The following is a 16,601-nucleotide window of genomic DNA, read 5'->3' as shown; positions in this document are numbered from 1 at the left end:
GTAGTTCTTTTTTATGTAAACTAACTAATCAAAAAAGAAGCACATATCTTATCAACTGTTGAAGATATGTGCTTCTTTGTGTCAAAAGATTCTTTAATTTAATTTTCCACGTTCACGGTACCAGTGGTCTGGTTGCCAAATCCATTCAAAACCATCTTTTTCTAGAAGTTCGAATGCTTCATCAGGTCCCATTGAACCAGCATTATAATTAGGAAAATCTGGTTGGATCTGATCCCACGTTTTACGGATCACATCAACGATATGCCAAGATTGAGCAACTTCTTCCCAATGTGAAAAGTTTGTTCCATCACCATTTAAGGAATCTAAAAGTAATTTTTCGTAAGCTTCAGGGCTATTTTCAACCATTTCAGCGCTATTTCGAAAGGCCAGCTTGATTGGTTCAGTATCAAAACCTTGTCCAACTTCTTTTCCATTAAGTGAAAGAGAAAAACCCTCAGTTGGTTGAATGTAGATGGTCAAAACATTTGGTGGAAGGTTTGTTTCTTCGCAAGCTTCGTCAACAGAAGTTTTAAAAACATTGACGGGGACTTGTTTGAAGACCACGTTGATTCGGGTTCCTTTTTCTGTCAAACGTTTACCAGTTCGGATATAAAAAGGAACACCCGACCATCGGAAATTATCAATGGTGAATTTACCAGCAACAAATGTTTCTGTTTCAGAATGTTCATCTACTTTATCTTCATCACGATATGCCTTGAAAGTTTGTCCATCTAATTCTCCTGCTGCATATTGTCCACGAACAAAATTTTCTTTAACTTCGTCTTCGTTATAAATTCGAACAGCTTTTAAAGCTTTGATTTTTTCTGTCCGAATTTCTTTTTCAGAAAAAGCAACAGGTGGTTCCATGGCTAACAAAGCGACAACTTGTAAAATATGGTTTTGTACCATGTCTTTTAATGCACCACTGTGATCGTAATACCCACCACGATCTTCGACACCGAGGCTTTCACCAAATGTGATTTGAATATTGTCAATGTAGCGGTTGTTCCATTGTGATTCAAAAATATTATTTGCAAAGCGAATGGCTGAAATATTTTGAATCATTTCTTTTCCGAGATAGTGATCGATCCGGAAAATGTCTTGTTCTGGGAAAACTTGCCGAATTTGTTGATTCAAGTCAAAAGCAGATTGATAATCTGCACCAAATGGTTTTTCAATAATCAAACGATTGAAGCCAGTTTCGGTAACAATTTTTTCTGATTTCAAATGTGTAACGATCGTTCCGAAAAATTGTGGCGCCATTGCTAAATAGTACACACGATTCCCATTGATTTGATATTTCTCATCTAATTTGTCTGCCAATTCTTTCAGTGTTTGGTAATGAGTAGAATCATTTACGTCATGTGATTGATAGTAGAAATGGTCAGCAAATTCTTCTGCCTCTTTAGCCGTTGGATTCAATGATTGGATGGTTTCTTTGACTACTTCACGGTAGTGTTCATCTGACCAAGGACGACGTGCGGTACCAATCACTGCAAAGTGTTCATTTAAATTCCCCTTTTTATAAAGACGGAATAAGGAAGGGTACAGCTTGCGTTGCGCTAAATCGCCTGTACCGCCAAAAATCGTAAATAAAACATTTTTTTCATTTGACATGCAGATGTCCTCCTTTATAGTTTATCAACAAAAATGGTACTAGCCGCCTTGAAACTGACGGAAATTTGTTTGGTTTCGTTCTTTATCGTAATCGGCCCCTCATAAGCTGCGATATCAATGATTTCATATTCTTCATCAATATTTAGATCAATGGTTACAAGGTAGTCAAGTAGTTCCTTTTCATCTAATACACGCGCAATGCGAATATGTGTGTCAAGTGGGTAAGATTCTAATGTTTGGCGTCGTTCTTCATGAACGACTTGTTCTTTTTGTGGAATAATGCCGCCGTGAGGGCAATGCTTAGGATGATTCAAATAGTTTTCTAAACGATCTGCAAGTTGTTCTGAGGTAACATGTTCTAAGACTTCAGCGTCATCATGCACTTCATTCCAACGATAATCTAAATGTTCAACTAAAAAAACTTCCCATAAACGATGTTTGCGAATCAAGCTACTAGCTTTATAAAGTCCCGCAGTCGTTAATTGTACGCCTTGATAAGGTGAATGTTCAACTAATTGCTCTTTCACAAGTTTTGAAATCATTTCACTAACGGACGCCGGTGAGACATCCAGGCTGGATACGATTTGTTTGTTATTGACTTTCGTTGTATCGCCACCCAACTCTAAAATGATTTTTAAGTAATCCTCTCGATTTGGTGTCATGTTCGATCATCCTTTCATGGTAAAAACCATCAATAGTAAGTGTAACAAAAAAAAATGAAAATGACTATTTTTCTAAATGAAAAAATGAGGAATTTTTGTGCTCTCTTCACAAACAAAAACAGCTGACACAAATTGGTCAGCTGGATTATTTATTGGAAACAAATTAATTATTTGAACTGGTTTTTTAAGTGATTTTTGTGACAAGAAAATTGAAATAAATTATTGCTCTTTTTTACTCAAAGTATATGAAACATCTTCAGCTTCATCGTAAAATGTCATTGGTGATTGGTTTGTTAAGATGAGATGGTAACCATATTGATCACGAACAACAAATTTTTGAGTATTTAATTCGATGATCGTCGCTTGGATTGGTTGCTGATCCAAAACTAATGTATATTCAGGAAGAACAGTGAGTTGATGGATTTGTTGATGATGATCTTGAAAATACCACGTGCGAACGTAAGTCGTAGCATCAATTGTTTTTTCTTGCTTTTTTTGTTGTCTTTTTTGCACAGCGACCCCGCCGAGTAAAGTTAACAACGACATGCCAATCAGATACGAAATTCTTTTTTTCATTGAATCACTCCTTCTTAACTAAAGTGAATGGGAAGTCCATCGTCCTTTTTATGCTTACATTCATTCTACCGAAAAAAGGATAAAAATTCTCTAAGACTTTCGACTGGTTTTTCAAGTGTTTTTAGTGAAATTATGATAGGATACTAAATAGAAAGACAGGTGACAACAAGTGGAGTATCAACAAGTCGAGGTCGTCTCTTTTCTTGAACGACCCAATCGTTTTATTGCCTATTGTCAAAAAGCAGATGGCGAGATCATCACTGCTCATGTCAAGAATACAGGACGCGGAAGAGAAGTGTTTCTTCCAGGTGCGCAAGTTGCAGTGACTTACATTCCAAGTCCCAAAAGAAAAACCGATTATGATTTGATTGCGGTTAAGAAAAAAGACGTTTGGTTCAACATTGATAGTCAATTACCCAATCAATTAGCAGCTGAAGGCATTTTAAATGGGCTTATCCAGTTGCCTGAGTTGGTAGGAGAAATCATATTTTTGAAGCGGGAAGTTGTGTATCATCATTCAAAATTTGATATTTATTTGGAAACTTCAACAAATCAAAAAATTTTTGTGGAAGTTAAAGGAATGACGTTGGAAAATTTAGCTGTTGGAGCATTTCCAGATGCGCCAACGACGCGAGGACTGAAACATATCTTGGAATTGATCGATGCACGCAAAGAGGGCTATTTGACGTATGTTTTGTTTATTGCTCAATTTGAACAAGTAACAGTCTCAACGATTCATCAAGAAATGCAACCAGAATTTGCCTTGGCTATTCAATCGGCTCAAGCAGCAGGGGTTCAAGTTCTTACGTATAATTGTGTGGTGAACGCGAATAGTGTACGATTAAAGCAAAGAATTCCTTTTGATCTGGAGGCGCCATTTAAAAATCCAGTGATTGAAAATCATTAAAGAAAAGAGGACGAGAAAATGATTCATTTAGGTATTATTGGAACGAATTGGATCACCCATCAATTTGTTGAAGCAGCTTTAAGTACAAAAAAATATGAATTAACAGCAGTTTATTCAAGAAAATTGGAAAAAGCACAAACATTTGGCGGAAAGTATCCGGGGGATATCGAGTTTGCGACAGACTTAACAACATTCTTTGGCATTGCCCATATGGATACTGTTTATATTGCTTCACCAAACAGTCTACATTTTGAACAGGCTAAACAAGCGATTTTAGCTGGTAAAAATGTGATCGTCGAAAAACCAGCCTTTTCAACACCAAAAGAAATGGACGAGATCATTCATCTAGCGAATGAACAAAAAGTGTACTTCTTTGAGGCTGCTCGCAATATTCATGAAAAAGGCTTTAAAAAAGTTACAGATCACTTACCTTCAAAAGACGAAATCATTGGTGCGAACTTTAGCTATATGAAGTATTCTTCTCGTTATGACCAAGTCCTAGATGGTGAAGAACCAAATATTTTCTCTCCACATTTTTCTGGTGGAGCAATGATGGATCTAGGTGTTTATTTAGTTTATGCGGCAGTTGCTTGGTTCGGTATGCCAAAAGAAGTCCACTATTTTTCAAGAAAAATTTCGACTGGAGTCGATGGTCTTGGCTGGGGGATTTTACGCTATGATTCCTTTGATGTTGCAATCCAACCTGGAAAAATTGGCGATTCATTTATGCCTTCTGAAATTTATTTTGATTCAGGAACCTTAGTTTTAAATGGTGTGAATGCGATTGAGAAAGCAGAATTCCATGATCGAAATCACCAAGAAATTGTGGATCTAGCAATTCAAGCCGCTGAGAATCCAATGGTGGAAGAGGCAGAAGACTTTGCGAACGTATTGACTCATCGTGAAGATCGTGCATGGGGGTTATTGTATGAAGAATGGGTCGAATTGGCACGTAACGTGAATCAAGTCGTTTATGATTTAAGAAAAAATGGAGGCATCACTTTTGATGCAGATAATGAGGAAGAAATTTAATGAATGAATTTATACAAGCATTTCCCGAAAAATGGCAAGAAAAATGGACGAGTCAAGGATTTGAAGAACCTTCTTTGATTCAACAAGCTGTTTTTCAAAAATTACGTGAAAAAGAAAGCTTGGTAGCCATATCCCCAACTGGTTCTGGCAAAACCTTAGCTTATCTTTGGCCATTATTGCTGAATGTCCAACCACAAGCTGGTAGCAGTCTACTTATTTTGACTTCGTCACAAGAGCTGGCAATCCAAGTAACGGAAGTAGCTCGCACATGGGCAGCCTTAGTTGATCTAAAAGTTCAATCGTTACTTGGCGGTGCCAATGTGAAACGACAAATTGAAGGGCTAAAGAAAAAACCAGAAATCTTAGTAGGGACACCAGGACGAGTGTTAGAATTGATGAAAGCTAAGAAACTAAAAGCACACCAAATCCAAACAATGGTATTTGATGAAGCCGATCAGTTATTTGATGAAAGCAGTGTTCAATTAGTAAAACAAATCTTGCATCAAGCGCCCGTTGATTATCAATTCGCTTTCTTTTCTGCTACGGCCGATCGTTTGTTGGAAATGTTTGAGGAAATTAGCGGAAAACAACTCCAAGTGGTAGATGTTTCTAAGGAAGACGAGTCAAGAAAAGGACTACAGCATTACTTTTTACGTGTTCCTGCACGTAAAAAAGATGACTACTTGCGTCGTTTGATGCATGTGGCTGGTTTTCAAGGTTTAGTCTTCTTTAACCAATTAAGTGAATTAGGTCTGATGGAAGAAAAACTAACGTTCCGTGGTGTAACGGTTGGAAGTTTAGCTTCAGATCAAAACAAATTGCTTCGAAAAGCAGCACTAGATTATTTCAAGGCAGGTAAAACGACAGCCTTGTTGACAACAGATGTGGCTGCTCGTGGTTTAGATATTATTAAATTACCTTATGTTATCAACGCGGAAGTTCCGTTCAATGTCGAAACATATCTTCACCGTTCAGGTCGTACGGGACGAATGGGCAATGCTGGTACAGTCATTACTTTGGTTCAAGACAATCAGTTAAGAGATATGAAGAAAATCGCGCGTGAGGCGGACATCACAATAACTGAAATCTATTTGTACGGTGGGATGCTGCATCATGAGCCCGCTGAAAAAGAAGAAAAAACAGAACGTCCACTAAAAAAAGCGGATCGAACAGTCTCGAAACACACAAAAATGCTTCCTGAAACAGAAAAAGTAAATAAAAAAAGTAAGAACAAGAAGAAAACAAAAAAGCAAAAAAATAAAGGAGCAAGGCGCAAATAAGCGCCTTTTTGTGTTATTATGTTGAAAACGGCATCAATGAAAACTCACTAAAGGAGGGTTTGTATGAATGCTCGCAAGAAAGAAATCATCCATTTATTAACAATCAATCAACACGGCTTAACGGCAAGTGACGTAGCCAAACATCTTCACATCGATCGAAGTAATGCAAGCCGTTATTTAAGTGATCTATATAAAGAGCGACAAATCATGAAAACCGCTGGTCGTCCGGTGGTTTATTCTATGTCCAAAGAAGCAAAAGAAGAAGTCCATGTCGACTCATCAACACAAGTGACCTTTGAAACATTAGTAGGAGAAAATGAGTCGCTAAAAGTGAGTATTCAACAAGCAAAAGCAGCAATTCTCTATCCGCCAAGAGGATTACATACGATTATTTTCGGGGAAACAGGTACAGGAAAATCGATGTTTGCAGAATGTATGTATCATTTTGCAATGGATTCTGAAACTTTGGCACCCGATGCACCATTTGTTTCGTTTAACTGTGCAGATTACGCGCAGAATCCTCAATTATTGTTTGGACACATTTTTGGAATCAAAAAAGGTGCCTACACAGGAGCTGCAGAAGATAGCCCAGGTTTAATTGCAAAAGCAGATGGCGGAATTTTATTCCTTGACGAAATTCATCGTCTTCCACCAGAAGGACAAGAAATGTTGTTCACTTTTATTGACAAAGGAATCTATCGACCATTAGGGGAAAGTGCGCAAGTTCATGAAGCAGCTGTACAAATCATAGGAGCTACAACAGAGTCTTCTGAAAGTTTTTTGACAACGTTTAATCGTCGGATTCCAATGGCAATTACATTGCCAAACTTAGCTTCCCGTTCATTGGATGAACGGTATGAAATCATTTCGCTTTTCATTAAACAAGAGGCGAATCGATTGAATCAACGAATCGACATTGAGCGAGAAGCAATTTTAGCATTTATGCTCTATGATGCAGAAGGAAATATCGGGCAAGTGAAACGTGATTTAAAATTGGTTTGTGCAAAATCATTTCTGCATTATCGCACGCATAACGAGAAAAAATTGATTATTCGTAAAGAAGAACTTTCGTTGCAAGTTCAAAAAGGCTTGTTAAAAATCAAGGAACTTCCAGAACGCTTAGATCATTTTATCGAAAGCAAAAGCCAATACCTGACCTTTGAGCCAGGATTGGCAGATGTTGTTTGGTCACAAGATCCTGAACGTAATATGCAAGTTTATAATGATATTGAAGAAAAAGTAGCTAGTTTGGCTGAAACTGGTGTGGAAAGTATTGATTTAGAAGCACTGATTTCAAAAGATGTTGATGAGTACTTTGAAACTTATGTCGAAGAGTTAACGCAAAGCAATATTCCTAAAGATTTGTTGCCAGATGACATTTGGCAGTTGACGAATCAACTATATGATGTGGCAGAAGAACGATTGGATCGGATTTATAATGAAAAAGCGCGATTTGCTTTTGCTTTACATTTACAAAGTACATTAGATCGGGTACGTGATGGACACATGATCGTTCATCCGGACTTGAATAATATCCGCAAACATTTTAAGAAAGAATTTCAAGTCGCCATTGATTTGTCTACCATTATTGAAGATGAATGTGAAGTGGAGATTCCGTTTGATGAAATAGGCTTCATCAGCATGTTTTTGTCAATTAATTTAGGTGAGAGTGAGCGAGTCAAAGAAAATAATGTGGATGTCCTTGTGTTGATGCACGGGCGCCAAACGGCTTCGAGTATGTTGGAAATGGCACAAGAACTGCTTGGAACGAAAATCGGGGCAGCATTTAACATGCCACTTGCTATGGAAGTCCAAACGATGTATGAAGAAGTCTTAACTTATGTGAAAGCTCGTCAAGCACAACTAAGCAATGGTTTGCTGTTATTAACTGATATGGGTTCCTTAAACACATTTAGTAATTTGATTTATGAAGAGACCGGTGTTCGGACAAAAGCAATCACGATGACAAGTACGATGATTGTGATTGAAGCAATCCGAATGGCGAACGTCGGAAGAAGTTTAGAAGATATTTATCAAAATATCCAATTATCCTTTGAATCAATTGTTCGTGACCAATTCAAGTTGGGCGATGTGGCGGATAACCAACGTAAAAAAGCAGTTATCGTGACTTGCTTTACTGGGGAAGGCGTAGCTGCGAAGCTTTATCAACGGATTGCACCAGTTATCAATCAACAAAAAGTTGAGTTGATCCAAATGCAGTTTTTAGAAAGAGAATCTTTCAAAAAACATATCGATGCTCTTTTAGAAGAATATGAGATCAAAGCGATTGCTGGGACAGTGGATGTCGATTATCAAAATATCCCGTTCTTTTCGGCATACGATATTTTTAATGATGAGAAATTAAACACATTGAAGCGGATGGCTGACGATGAAATCCCAATTGATAAGATTGTCTATTCGTTAAAAGACTCGTTGTCATCCATTCCAGCAATAGATGAACTGATTTATTCGTTACAAAAGGTAGTTCAACAAGTTCAAACAGATATTTCAATCATCGTGGAGCCAGGTGTGGATGCAGGCATCTTGATTCATTTAGCATTCATGATTGATGCTCTTATCAAAAACGAAGAAAGTCGGGTCTTTAAACAGCTTTCTGAGTTTGCCAAGAAATATCGACTTGAGATGGACATGGTTCGTACGAATTTAATGCCATTAGAAAGAAAATATCAAATTAAAATCTCGGAAGATGAGATTGCTTATCTTACACAGATGTTTTTGGAAAATAAAATCAAAAATGAATAAAGTATACAGTAAAGCACACTAATTACTATTTTGCACACAAAACGTAAAGTGTGCGCACTGATTTAACAGACTAAAAGGCGTGAAAACGCTATTTTAGTCTGTTTTTTATTGGCACGCTTCTTGCATTATAATAAAGTGTAAAACAAATTAGAGGGAGTGGAGAAAATGGTGAAAAAAACGATCATGTTAGTTTGTTCCGCTGGAATGAGCACAAGCCTACTTGTAACAAAAATGCAAAAAGCAGCTGAAGAAAAGGGAATCGATGCAGACATCTTTGCAGTTTCAGCTTCAGATGCAGACAACAATTTGGAAGCAAAAAATGTAGACGTACTCTTATTAGGACCGCAAGTCCGCTTCATGAAATCCCAATTTGAACAAAAATTAGCACCAAAAGGCATTCCTTTAGATGTAATCAACATGCAAGATTACGGCATGATGAATGGTGCAAAAGTACTTGAACAAGCAGAAAGTTTGATGAAATAACTGATTAAGACATTTGGAGGAAAACACACGTGGAAGATCAACAAAATTTAGAAGCAATCATGGGTTTGATCATGTTTGGTGGTAATGCAAAAAGTGATGCAATGGAAGCAATTGCGGCAGCGAAAAAAGGTGATTTTACCTTAGCAGATCAAAAGATCGCGGATGCTGAAGAATCATTAGTCCAAGCACATCATTCACAAACAGAAATGCTAACACAAGAAGCACAAGGAAATCATGTACAAGTGACTTTATTAACGGTTCACAGCCAAGATCACTTGATGACTTCAATCGCATTTACAGACTTAGCAAAAGAAATTATTGATATTTATCGTCGCTTAGGAAATGAGTGATACTTCTTTTTTGAACGGGAGAAGTTATACGCCAACACCTTCTTTTTTGAACGGAAGAAGAAAAAAATTTTTGAACGGATTTTTTAACTTGGTATAGGGAGGCAACTCTTTGTATAAATAAACTTATAGGAGGAACAATAAAATGAACGGATTAACAGCTTGGATGGAGAAACACATCCTACCGGTTGCCGCTAAAATTGGCGCGCAGAAGCACTTAGTTGCTTTACGTGACGCTTTTATCGGTACAATGCCTGCAACGATGGCAGGGTCTGTTGCTGTAATGATCAATGCAATCATTCGTGATTTGCCACAGCAATTTATTAGTACTTATGCAGATAGTTTAGCAGCAGACAAAGGTTTCTATGCAGTATTGAATGTTATTATTGGGATCAACGGTTTTGTTTGGAACGGAACACTAGCTATCGCAGGTCTGATTTTTGCCTTTTCTTGGGGCTATAACTTAGCACGTGCTTATGGTGTCAATGACCTAGCAGGTGGTATCGTAGGGTTAGCAACGTTGATTCAAGGAATCGCGTTTGGTCCTTCCTTATCAGCAGCACTAAATGTGGATGTTCCAGCAAATGTAGCAGAAGCAATCAACAACAGTGGTGTTGGTGCGACTGTAGCAGATGGAACATTATCTGTTGGTTTATGGGGATGGTTGAATTTAAATCACCTAAATGGAAATGCTTACTTTACTGTTATGATCATGGGTGCCATTTCTGTTATTATTTTCTGTAAATTGATGTTAGCTGACATTACGATCAAAATGCCTGATTCAGTACCGCCGGCAGTTTCTAAAGCCTTCGCAGCTATTTTGCCAGCAACAATCGCTTTATATGTAATTGCAATTATTAACTATGTTGTCGGACGTTTCACTGATGGTCAATTGATTATTGACTTGGTTCAAAAATACATTGCTGAACCATTCCTTGGTCTATCACAAGGGATCGGCGCTGTATTGATCGTTACAGTCTTTGTGCAAATTTTCTGGTTCTTCGGGATTCATGGTCCAAACGTATTGGCACCAGTATTAGAAGGTATCTGGGGACAAGCACAATTGATCAATATCGATATTTTCCAAAAAGGATACAACGGAAAAACAGGGACACCAGCTGTTTTAGATGCAATTGAAGACGGCAAAGCTTACATGTGGGTTCGTGGTTCATTTGATGCGTTCGCTTGGTTCGGTGGTTCAGGTGGGACAATCGTTCTCTTGATTGCTATCTTGATCTTCTCAAAACGTGCGGATTATCTAACAGTTGCAAAACTGTCAATTGGACCTGGTCTTTTCAATATCAATGAACCAGTAATGTTTGGTTTACCAATCGTATTGAACGCAATCATGTTCATTCCTTTCTTGATTGCACCAGTGGTTGCGACAGCAATTGGTTGGGTAGCAACTTACCTAGGTCTGGTCGCACCGGTATCACAACAAGTAACATGGGTTGTACCGCCATTCTTACTATCATTCTTAGCAACAGGGGCTGACTGGCGTGCGCCAATCGTAACCTTAGTATGTATGATCGTAACCTTCTTGATCTGGGCGCCATTTGTTATTGCAGCAAACAAAATGGATCCTAATGCAGGGGAACAACTATAATTAAGTAGAGATAGACTGCTGACGCTTCCAGTGAGGTGGAGGCAGTCTTTTTTGTAAATATTAGGAGGATAAATCAATGATTACAATCGCAAGTGCAATGCAGCAAGATGCTATCAAAGAACTTTTAGAAGGATTCAACGAAGATGGAATCAGTTACCAATTTAAAGAAAAACAAGGAATCAAGCTAATGTTTGAAACAACGGCAAGTGATCCGGAAGCAGCCGCTAAAAAGGCGAAAGAGCTGATCAAAGCACAACCTTGGGGATCAGTTTTATATTTCCAAGCAACTGCAGTATAATAAAAGTGTTTGAAAGATAGGATGGTTTAAATGATAAAAAATGGCTTATTTTTATGTAGTATTGGCTCTTTAGTGTTATTGTATAGTCTAAATCCCAATACCCAAAGTTATGATTTATATAGCATGGTTACAGGCTTGTTTTTGTTAGGCTTAGGTATCTATTTCTTTAAAAAAGGAAAGAAAAAAGAAGTAAAGGAGAAAAATAACTAATGGAACTTACGAAAAAAATGAATATTCCGGCATCGTTCTTTTACGATAAAGTTATGGACTCTGTTCTTTTTGATGTACGTAAAGCAACAGGGAAAAGTATCACACGTAAGCAGCTAAATAACTTTGAATATGTAAAAGTATTTTCTAAATCTAGCCGTGCTCGAATCAAAATCGAGGAAGTCATTGAAAACCAGTCTTATAAATTTCGGACATCAACGACTAAAAATGATTTTGTGGTTCACTATCAAATCAAACCAATTGATGATTCCTCGTGTGAGATCCATTACACGGAACAAATGACTTCGCATGGTGTATTACAAAAGTTGAATGATATGGTTTTGGGCACAATCTTGATGTACTTCAAACGTCGCCAATTCAAAAAAATGTTGACGATGATTGAAGAAACCTATTAGGTTATCATTACATGACGAAAAGAAAAAGTAAGTTGTAAATGGACTGATTGAGCGTGGATTGGAGTTTGCAAAGAAAACTCCAAGCAAGTCATCAATCAGTTTTTTGTGTAGGAGGAGTAGCAAGAATGAATAAAAAGGTCAAAGAATTAGGCAGTGCACAAATCGACGAGATGTTTGATTTGGCTGCTTACGCATTTAATTTTGAAGATACGTTTGAACGTCGAGAACGGTTTCAAACTATCGCAGAGCACTCGTGGAATTATGGCTTTTTCAATGAAGAAGAACAATTGATGAGTCAAGTGATGGCGACACCATTTCCGGTTGCTTTTCATGGAAAAGACCTGTTGATGGCTGGAATCGGCTATGTTGCTTCGTATCCAGAGGCAAGAGGACAAGGCGGAATCAATCAAATCATGGAGCGAATTCTTACTGATTGTCGAGAAAGAGATGTGACATTGTCTTATTTAGCACCATTTTCTTATCCTTTTTATCGTCGTTATGGCTATGAACTGTTATTTGAAAAGGTTCATTATGAGTTAGCTAGTCGTGATTTCCCTGCAGTCAAAAAAGTGCCAGGGAAAATGGTTCGGACTTCATTTGATAAAGCCCAAGAAGCAATAGCTGAGATTTATCCCCAAATGTCACACAACCAACGTGGTGCAGTAGCACGAGAAACTTGGTGGATTGATTTTAAATTCCGCCAAAAGAAAGGTCATCAGTTTGCCTTATATTATGATGAGTCTGGTGCAGTAGCGGGTTATTTAGTTTATCGCTTGGAAACACCAACTTTTACTATTGTCGAATGGGGTTATTTGACACATACTGCGTTTCAAGCACTTGCTCGCTTTGTTGGTTCACATAGTGGGGCGTTTGAAACATTTGCGTTTGCTTGTGGCTATGCTGGGAATAATCTGAATGCGCTACTTGCAAATCCTTTTGCAAAAACAACAATCACACCAGATATGATGGCAAGAATTGTTGATATAGCTAAATTTTTAGCCATTTATCCATTTCCAAAAACACAAGGTGCTTTCGCTGTTGAAGTAACGGAAGATGCTTATGCAGAGTGGAATGAAGGTGTTTTTGAAGTGGTTCTAGTGGAAGGGGAAGTTCGGGTCAAGCAAGTAACAGACTCCATGTTGCCAAAAGTTAGTGGAACGATCCAAAGTTTAACGCAATTATTCATGGGTTATAAAAAAGTTCAAGAATTGGTTTTCCAAGAAAAATTGACTTGTTCAGAAGCATTAGTTGAAAAATTGGCGGAACTGATTCCAGATCAAAAACCTGTTTTAAATGATTATTTCTAAAAGAAAAAGAGTCAGGCAAAAGGCGTGCGCGCCTTGCCTGACTCTTTTTTACTCTTTCATTTGCTCATGAATTTTTTCGTCCGTGTTTTATCATGGACGCAATCAGTTCCTACTGAGTCGGTTTTTTCTTAAATTTGAATTTTTTGCTTGGTGATTGAGGGTGATCTTCTTTATGTTCCTGAATAGCTGCTTTTGAAATTTTTTCTCGATCTTTCTTTGAGGCGTCGAAACGTTCGGCATAAATTTTTTCTTTCGGCTTTTCTGTCATCAAAAATTCCTCCTAAGCATAAGATTTATTTATACTCTAAGTGTAGCATCAGCGAGTAGTAGATGGCGAATAGTTTGCTTTTAGGAGGAAAAGAGCAAGAAATATTCGCTTTTTATGAGAGGAAAGCTTGCAAGGAAAAATCAAAACAGCTACAATAACTCTGTTGGACTTAAATTGTTCAAAGTAATTTTTATGTTTTAATCAATCGTTAAAAAGTTCCCTTAGTTAAATGGATATAACAAATCCCTCCTAAGGATTAGTTGCTGGTTCGATTCCGGCAGGGAACGTAAAAAGAAGCTTCTAAACATTAGTTTAGAAGCTTCTTTGTTGTTTTTTGTGTCGAATGTGTGCCAATTTATTTCAAATACTAGTTTTTAACTAGTAGACTATTAATTACAACTTGCTACATTGCATCTAAAATTCATGTAAAGGTCTCAAAAACCCCTCCACACAGTGTGGTGGAGGGGTTTTTTTATCAGATAAATAATCTAGGGAAACTATGCCCAATCACCATTTCTAAAAATTGGAACAGTTGAACCATCTTCACGAATGCCATCAATCGACATTTTATTTGAGCCAACCATGAAGTCTACATGGGTTTGGCTACGGTTCAAACCAGCATCTGCTAGTTCTTCTTCGGTCATTTCTGTTCCACCTTTTAAGTTAAATGCGTAAGCCGAGCCAAGTGCCAAGTGATTTGAAGCATTTTCATCAAATAAGGTATTGAAGAAAATAATTCCAGATTGAGAAATGGGTGAGGGGTCAGGAACAAGAGCAACCTCGCCTAAATGACGTGCACCTTCATCTGTGTCCAATAGTTTTGCTAAAACTTCTTCACCTTTTTCAGCGGAAAAGTCAACTACTTTTCCATCTTTGAAGGTAAATTTCATTCCTTCGATAATAGTTCCAGCGTAGCTTAAAGGTTTAGTGCTAGAAATAAAGCCATCCACACGGCGACTGTCAGGAGCTGTAAAAACTTCTTCGGTAGGCATATTTGCCATGAATTTTTCATTGCGTGCATTCAAGCTGCCAGCTCCCTCCCATAAATGATTTTTTGGTAGACCAATAACCAAGTCGGTACCTGGTGCCGTGTAATGTAAAGCAGTAAATTGTTCTTGATTTAATTCATTGGCTTTTCTCGCTAATTTTTCATCATGATTTTTCCAGGCAAGTACAGGATCGTCTTCATAAATGCGAGTAGTTTTGAAAATTTCATCCCAAAGTGCATCCACTTGTTCTGACTCAGGTAAATCAGGGAAAACTTTAGCTGCCCATTGTTTACCTGCGGCAGCTACAACTGTCCAACTTACTTTATTTGCTTGAGTCGCTTTACGCAAATTCATCATTGCTTTGCCAACAGCAGCTTGGTAACTTGCTACACGGTTGCCATCGACACCAGCTAAAGAGTCAGGATCAGCAGAAACGACGCTAATTCGACTCGCACCTTTTGCTACCCAATCATTTGTTTGATCGATTTTATATTGTGGAACATTTTCGATGCGATCTGTTGCTGCATGAGTTAAAAATTCTTTTTGAATAGGATCATCTGTCCATTGCACAATGACTTCCGCAGCTCCCAATTGGTATGCTTCTTTCGTAATCAGGCGTGCTAAAGGTGCTTGGTCAACGCTGATTTGTAAAACAACTGTTTGACCTTCTGAGACATTGATTCCGGTTTCGGTGATTAAGCGTGCATATTTCTCAATATATTTATTAAAATTTGCTAACATGTATATTACTCCCCCTCATTATTTGATTTAATAACCAGTAATATGATAACATTTATTAATAATAGAAACAATTGGCAAATAGCGAACTGAGATGTTTAGTTTCATGATTTTTATAAAAATAGAAATTAAGATTATTGCTGTGGTAAAAGGGTAGACGTAGAGTAAAAAAACAAATTTTGCATATCAAAAAAAACGTGTTACAATTAAAATAACCAACAGGTGGAAGCGTTATAAATAATTTTTGAGGAGATTAAAAAATTATGGCAAGAAAAAAGACGATTACCAGAGAGCAAATTTTAGCTGCTGCGTATGAAGTAGTTGCTACAGAAGGTTTTTCAAGATTTACTGCACGAAATATCGCCAGTAAAATGAAATGTTCGACACAACCAATTTATTTGGAATTCAAAAATATGGATGATCTAAAAACAGAATTATTTGAACAAATTTATAGTTATCTAAGCAACGAAGTTTTTCCGGTCGAACATACTGGACACAAAATTATTGATTTGGCTTACAATTATATTCATTTTGCTAACAGTGAGAAAAGATTATATCGCTCTTTGTACTTGGATGAGTACGGTGGGGGAGAAGCAATGCAAGAATTTTCTTATAATTATTTCACGGATGCAGTCAAACAAGATGCTGCATATGCAAATTTGTCAAAAGAACAAATCGAATCACTTCATAATGGTACTTGGATCGTCGCAACGGGAATTGCTGCATTGATGTCTTCAGGAATTATTCATCCAACAGATGTTCAAATTGAAAAATTGATTCAAGACAGTATCGATGCCATTCTTGTACAAGAAGAACCAATCAAGGTGGATTATTAGTATTGGACTGTGCTGTACTGCCCATTGTATTTACATAAGATCGTTGAATCATTTTTTTTGAAAAGGTGTGCCAAAACTTTGGTATACCTTTTGTTTTTTGCGTTGAGTGAGTATTAAATAAAACAAAAAACCGCTAAAAATCATTATTCGATTCGTAGCGGTTTTTTGTTTTATTTAAGTGAAGCATCTAGAACGAATCAGCTTTCGCTACAAGTGCTTTAGCAAAGGCTTCAAGATTTTCAATGTCTTCTTCTTCGGCATTCAAGTCA

The 16,601-nt window shown here is 37.4% G+C and carries 17 protein-coding genes and 1 tRNA gene; 13 read left to right on the top strand and 5 right to left on the bottom strand.

Features of this window, described 5'->3' with window-relative positions:
• Nucleotides 1-93: 93 nt before the first annotated feature.
• From zwf to JZO71_RS12135, 3 genes are all read right to left on the bottom strand, one after another.
• Nucleotides 94-1,617, bottom strand: a complete 1,524-nt coding sequence (gene zwf / locus JZO71_RS12145; RefSeq protein ID WP_206900010.1) for a glucose-6-phosphate dehydrogenase — start codon at nucleotides 1,615-1,617, stop codon at nucleotides 94-96.
• 14 nt (nucleotides 1,618-1,631) lie between these two features.
• Complete coding sequence (efaR, locus tag JZO71_RS12140; protein ID WP_206900008.1) at nucleotides 1,632-2,279, bottom strand: transcriptional regulator EfaR; 648 nt, start codon at nucleotides 2,277-2,279, stop codon at nucleotides 1,632-1,634.
• A 219-nt stretch (nucleotides 2,280-2,498) separates the two neighbouring features.
• Nucleotides 2,499-2,855, bottom strand: coding sequence for a DUF4828 domain-containing protein (locus tag JZO71_RS12135; RefSeq protein ID WP_206900006.1), 357 nt, complete (start codon nucleotides 2,853-2,855; stop codon nucleotides 2,499-2,501).
• A 169-nt stretch (nucleotides 2,856-3,024) separates the two neighbouring features.
• On the opposite strand from JZO71_RS12135, the gene sfsA reads away from it, so the two are divergent.
• From sfsA to JZO71_RS12080, 11 genes are all read left to right on the top strand, one after another.
• Nucleotides 3,025-3,762, top strand: a complete 738-nt coding sequence (gene sfsA / locus JZO71_RS12130; protein WP_206900004.1) for a DNA/RNA nuclease SfsA — start codon at nucleotides 3,025-3,027, stop codon at nucleotides 3,760-3,762.
• 18 nt (nucleotides 3,763-3,780) lie between these two features.
• Nucleotides 3,781-4,794, top strand: coding sequence for a Gfo/Idh/MocA family protein (locus JZO71_RS12125; protein WP_206900002.1), 1,014 nt, complete (start codon nucleotides 3,781-3,783; stop codon nucleotides 4,792-4,794).
• Nucleotides 4,794-6,074 (top strand): DEAD/DEAH box helicase, encoded by a 1,281-nt coding sequence (locus JZO71_RS12120; protein ID WP_206900000.1) that lies wholly within the window; start codon nucleotides 4,794-4,796, stop codon nucleotides 6,072-6,074. The genes JZO71_RS12125 and JZO71_RS12120 overlap by 1 nt, the downstream gene beginning before the upstream one ends.
• Nucleotides 6,075-6,137: 63 nt before the next feature.
• Nucleotides 6,138-8,837 carry a sigma-54-dependent transcriptional regulator gene (locus JZO71_RS12115; RefSeq protein ID WP_206899998.1) on the top strand — a complete coding sequence of 900 codons (2,700 nt, stop codon included), beginning with the start codon at nucleotides 6,138-6,140 and terminating at the stop codon, nucleotides 8,835-8,837.
• A gap of 165 nt (nucleotides 8,838-9,002) precedes the next feature.
• Nucleotides 9,003-9,320 (top strand): PTS sugar transporter subunit IIB, encoded by a 318-nt coding sequence (locus JZO71_RS12110; protein ID WP_067480601.1) that lies wholly within the window; start codon nucleotides 9,003-9,005, stop codon nucleotides 9,318-9,320.
• A gap of 29 nt (nucleotides 9,321-9,349) precedes the next feature.
• Nucleotides 9,350-9,670, top strand: a complete 321-nt coding sequence (locus JZO71_RS12105; RefSeq protein ID WP_206899996.1) for a PTS lactose/cellobiose transporter subunit IIA — start codon at nucleotides 9,350-9,352, stop codon at nucleotides 9,668-9,670.
• 142 nt (nucleotides 9,671-9,812) lie between these two features.
• Nucleotides 9,813-11,273: a PTS sugar transporter subunit IIC gene (locus tag JZO71_RS12100; RefSeq protein WP_206899994.1), complete on the top strand. Its 1,461-nt coding sequence runs from the start codon at nucleotides 9,813-9,815 to the stop codon at nucleotides 11,271-11,273.
• Between the two features lie 76 nt (nucleotides 11,274-11,349).
• Entirely contained in the window at nucleotides 11,350-11,571 is a 222-nt protein-coding gene (locus JZO71_RS12095) for a hypothetical protein (RefSeq protein ID WP_206899992.1), read from the top strand.
• 30 nt (nucleotides 11,572-11,601) lie between these two features.
• Nucleotides 11,602-11,781, top strand: coding sequence for a DUF3188 domain-containing protein (locus JZO71_RS12090; protein ID WP_067480612.1), 180 nt, complete (start codon nucleotides 11,602-11,604; stop codon nucleotides 11,779-11,781).
• Entirely contained in the window at nucleotides 11,781-12,194 is a 414-nt protein-coding gene (locus JZO71_RS12085; protein ID WP_206899990.1) for a DUF3284 domain-containing protein, read from the top strand. Before JZO71_RS12090 ends, JZO71_RS12085 begins: the two co-directional genes overlap by 1 nt.
• Nucleotides 12,195-12,319: 125 nt before the next feature.
• On the top strand, nucleotides 12,320-13,501 hold the full coding sequence (locus JZO71_RS12080; protein WP_206899988.1) for a GNAT family N-acetyltransferase: 1,182 nt from the start codon (nucleotides 12,320-12,322) through the stop codon (nucleotides 13,499-13,501).
• 109 nt (nucleotides 13,502-13,610) lie between these two features.
• On the opposite strand, the gene JZO71_RS12075 is transcribed toward JZO71_RS12080, so the two are convergent.
• Nucleotides 13,611-13,769 carry a hypothetical protein gene (locus JZO71_RS12075; protein WP_206899986.1) on the bottom strand — a complete coding sequence of 53 codons (159 nt, stop codon included), beginning with the start codon at nucleotides 13,767-13,769 and terminating at the stop codon, nucleotides 13,611-13,613.
• 215 nt (nucleotides 13,770-13,984) lie between these two features.
• Between JZO71_RS12075 and JZO71_RS12070 the strand changes: the two genes are divergently transcribed.
• Nucleotides 13,985-14,056, top strand: a tRNA-Arg gene (locus JZO71_RS12070).
• Between the two features lie 210 nt (nucleotides 14,057-14,266).
• On the opposite strand, the gene JZO71_RS12065 is transcribed toward JZO71_RS12070, so the two are convergent.
• Complete coding sequence (locus JZO71_RS12065) at nucleotides 14,267-15,499, bottom strand: aminopeptidase (protein ID WP_206899985.1); 1,233 nt, start codon at nucleotides 15,497-15,499, stop codon at nucleotides 14,267-14,269.
• Nucleotides 15,500-15,759: 260 nt separating this feature from the next.
• On the opposite strand from JZO71_RS12065, the gene JZO71_RS12060 reads away from it, so the two are divergent.
• On the top strand, nucleotides 15,760-16,332 hold the full coding sequence (locus tag JZO71_RS12060) for a TetR/AcrR family transcriptional regulator (RefSeq protein ID WP_206899982.1): 573 nt from the start codon (nucleotides 15,760-15,762) through the stop codon (nucleotides 16,330-16,332).
• The last annotated feature ends 269 nt before the right edge of the window (nucleotides 16,333-16,601 follow it).

It is taken from the genome of Candidatus Enterococcus courvalinii (genome assembly GCF_017315945.1).
Classification (GTDB): domain Bacteria; phylum Bacillota; class Bacilli; order Lactobacillales; family Enterococcaceae; genus Enterococcus_B; species Enterococcus_B courvalinii.
Note: the sequence above shows the minus strand (reverse complement) of the source record. Positions and strands in the feature narration are given on the sequence as shown.

What these genes read in the sequence shown, in the direction of transcription:
- zwf (WP_206900010.1), bottom strand. Translation starts at nt 1,617, where the DNA reads ATGTCAAATGAAAAAAATGTTTTATTTACGATTTTTGGCGGTACAGGC.
- efaR (WP_206900008.1), bottom strand. Translation starts at nt 2,279, where the DNA reads ATGACACCAAATCGAGAGGATTACTTAAAAATCATTTTAGAGTTGGGT.
- JZO71_RS12135 (WP_206900006.1), bottom strand. Translation starts at nt 2,855, where the DNA reads ATGAAAAAAAGAATTTCGTATCTGATTGGCATGTCGTTGTTAACTTTA.
- JZO71_RS12125 (WP_206900002.1), top strand. Translation starts at nt 3,781, where the DNA reads ATGATTCATTTAGGTATTATTGGAACGAATTGGATCACCCATCAATTT.
- JZO71_RS12120 (WP_206900000.1), top strand. Translation starts at nt 4,794, where the DNA reads ATGAATGAATTTATACAAGCATTTCCCGAAAAATGGCAAGAAAAATGG.
- JZO71_RS12115 (WP_206899998.1), top strand. Translation starts at nt 6,138, where the DNA reads ATGAATGCTCGCAAGAAAGAAATCATCCATTTATTAACAATCAATCAA.
- JZO71_RS12110 (WP_067480601.1), top strand. Translation starts at nt 9,003, where the DNA reads ATGGTGAAAAAAACGATCATGTTAGTTTGTTCCGCTGGAATGAGCACA.
- JZO71_RS12100 (WP_206899994.1), top strand. Translation starts at nt 9,813, where the DNA reads ATGAACGGATTAACAGCTTGGATGGAGAAACACATCCTACCGGTTGCC.
- JZO71_RS12095 (WP_206899992.1), top strand. Translation starts at nt 11,350, where the DNA reads ATGATTACAATCGCAAGTGCAATGCAGCAAGATGCTATCAAAGAACTT.
- JZO71_RS12090 (WP_067480612.1), top strand. Translation starts at nt 11,602, where the DNA reads ATGATAAAAAATGGCTTATTTTTATGTAGTATTGGCTCTTTAGTGTTA.
- JZO71_RS12085 (WP_206899990.1), top strand. Translation starts at nt 11,781, where the DNA reads ATGGAACTTACGAAAAAAATGAATATTCCGGCATCGTTCTTTTACGAT.
- JZO71_RS12080 (WP_206899988.1), top strand. Translation starts at nt 12,320, where the DNA reads ATGAATAAAAAGGTCAAAGAATTAGGCAGTGCACAAATCGACGAGATG.
- JZO71_RS12075 (WP_206899986.1), bottom strand. Translation starts at nt 13,769, where the DNA reads ATGACAGAAAAGCCGAAAGAAAAAATTTATGCCGAACGTTTCGACGCC.
- JZO71_RS12065 (WP_206899985.1), bottom strand. Translation starts at nt 15,499, where the DNA reads ATGTTAGCAAATTTTAATAAATATATTGAGAAATATGCACGCTTAATC.
- JZO71_RS12060 (WP_206899982.1), top strand. Translation starts at nt 15,760, where the DNA reads ATGGCAAGAAAAAAGACGATTACCAGAGAGCAAATTTTAGCTGCTGCG.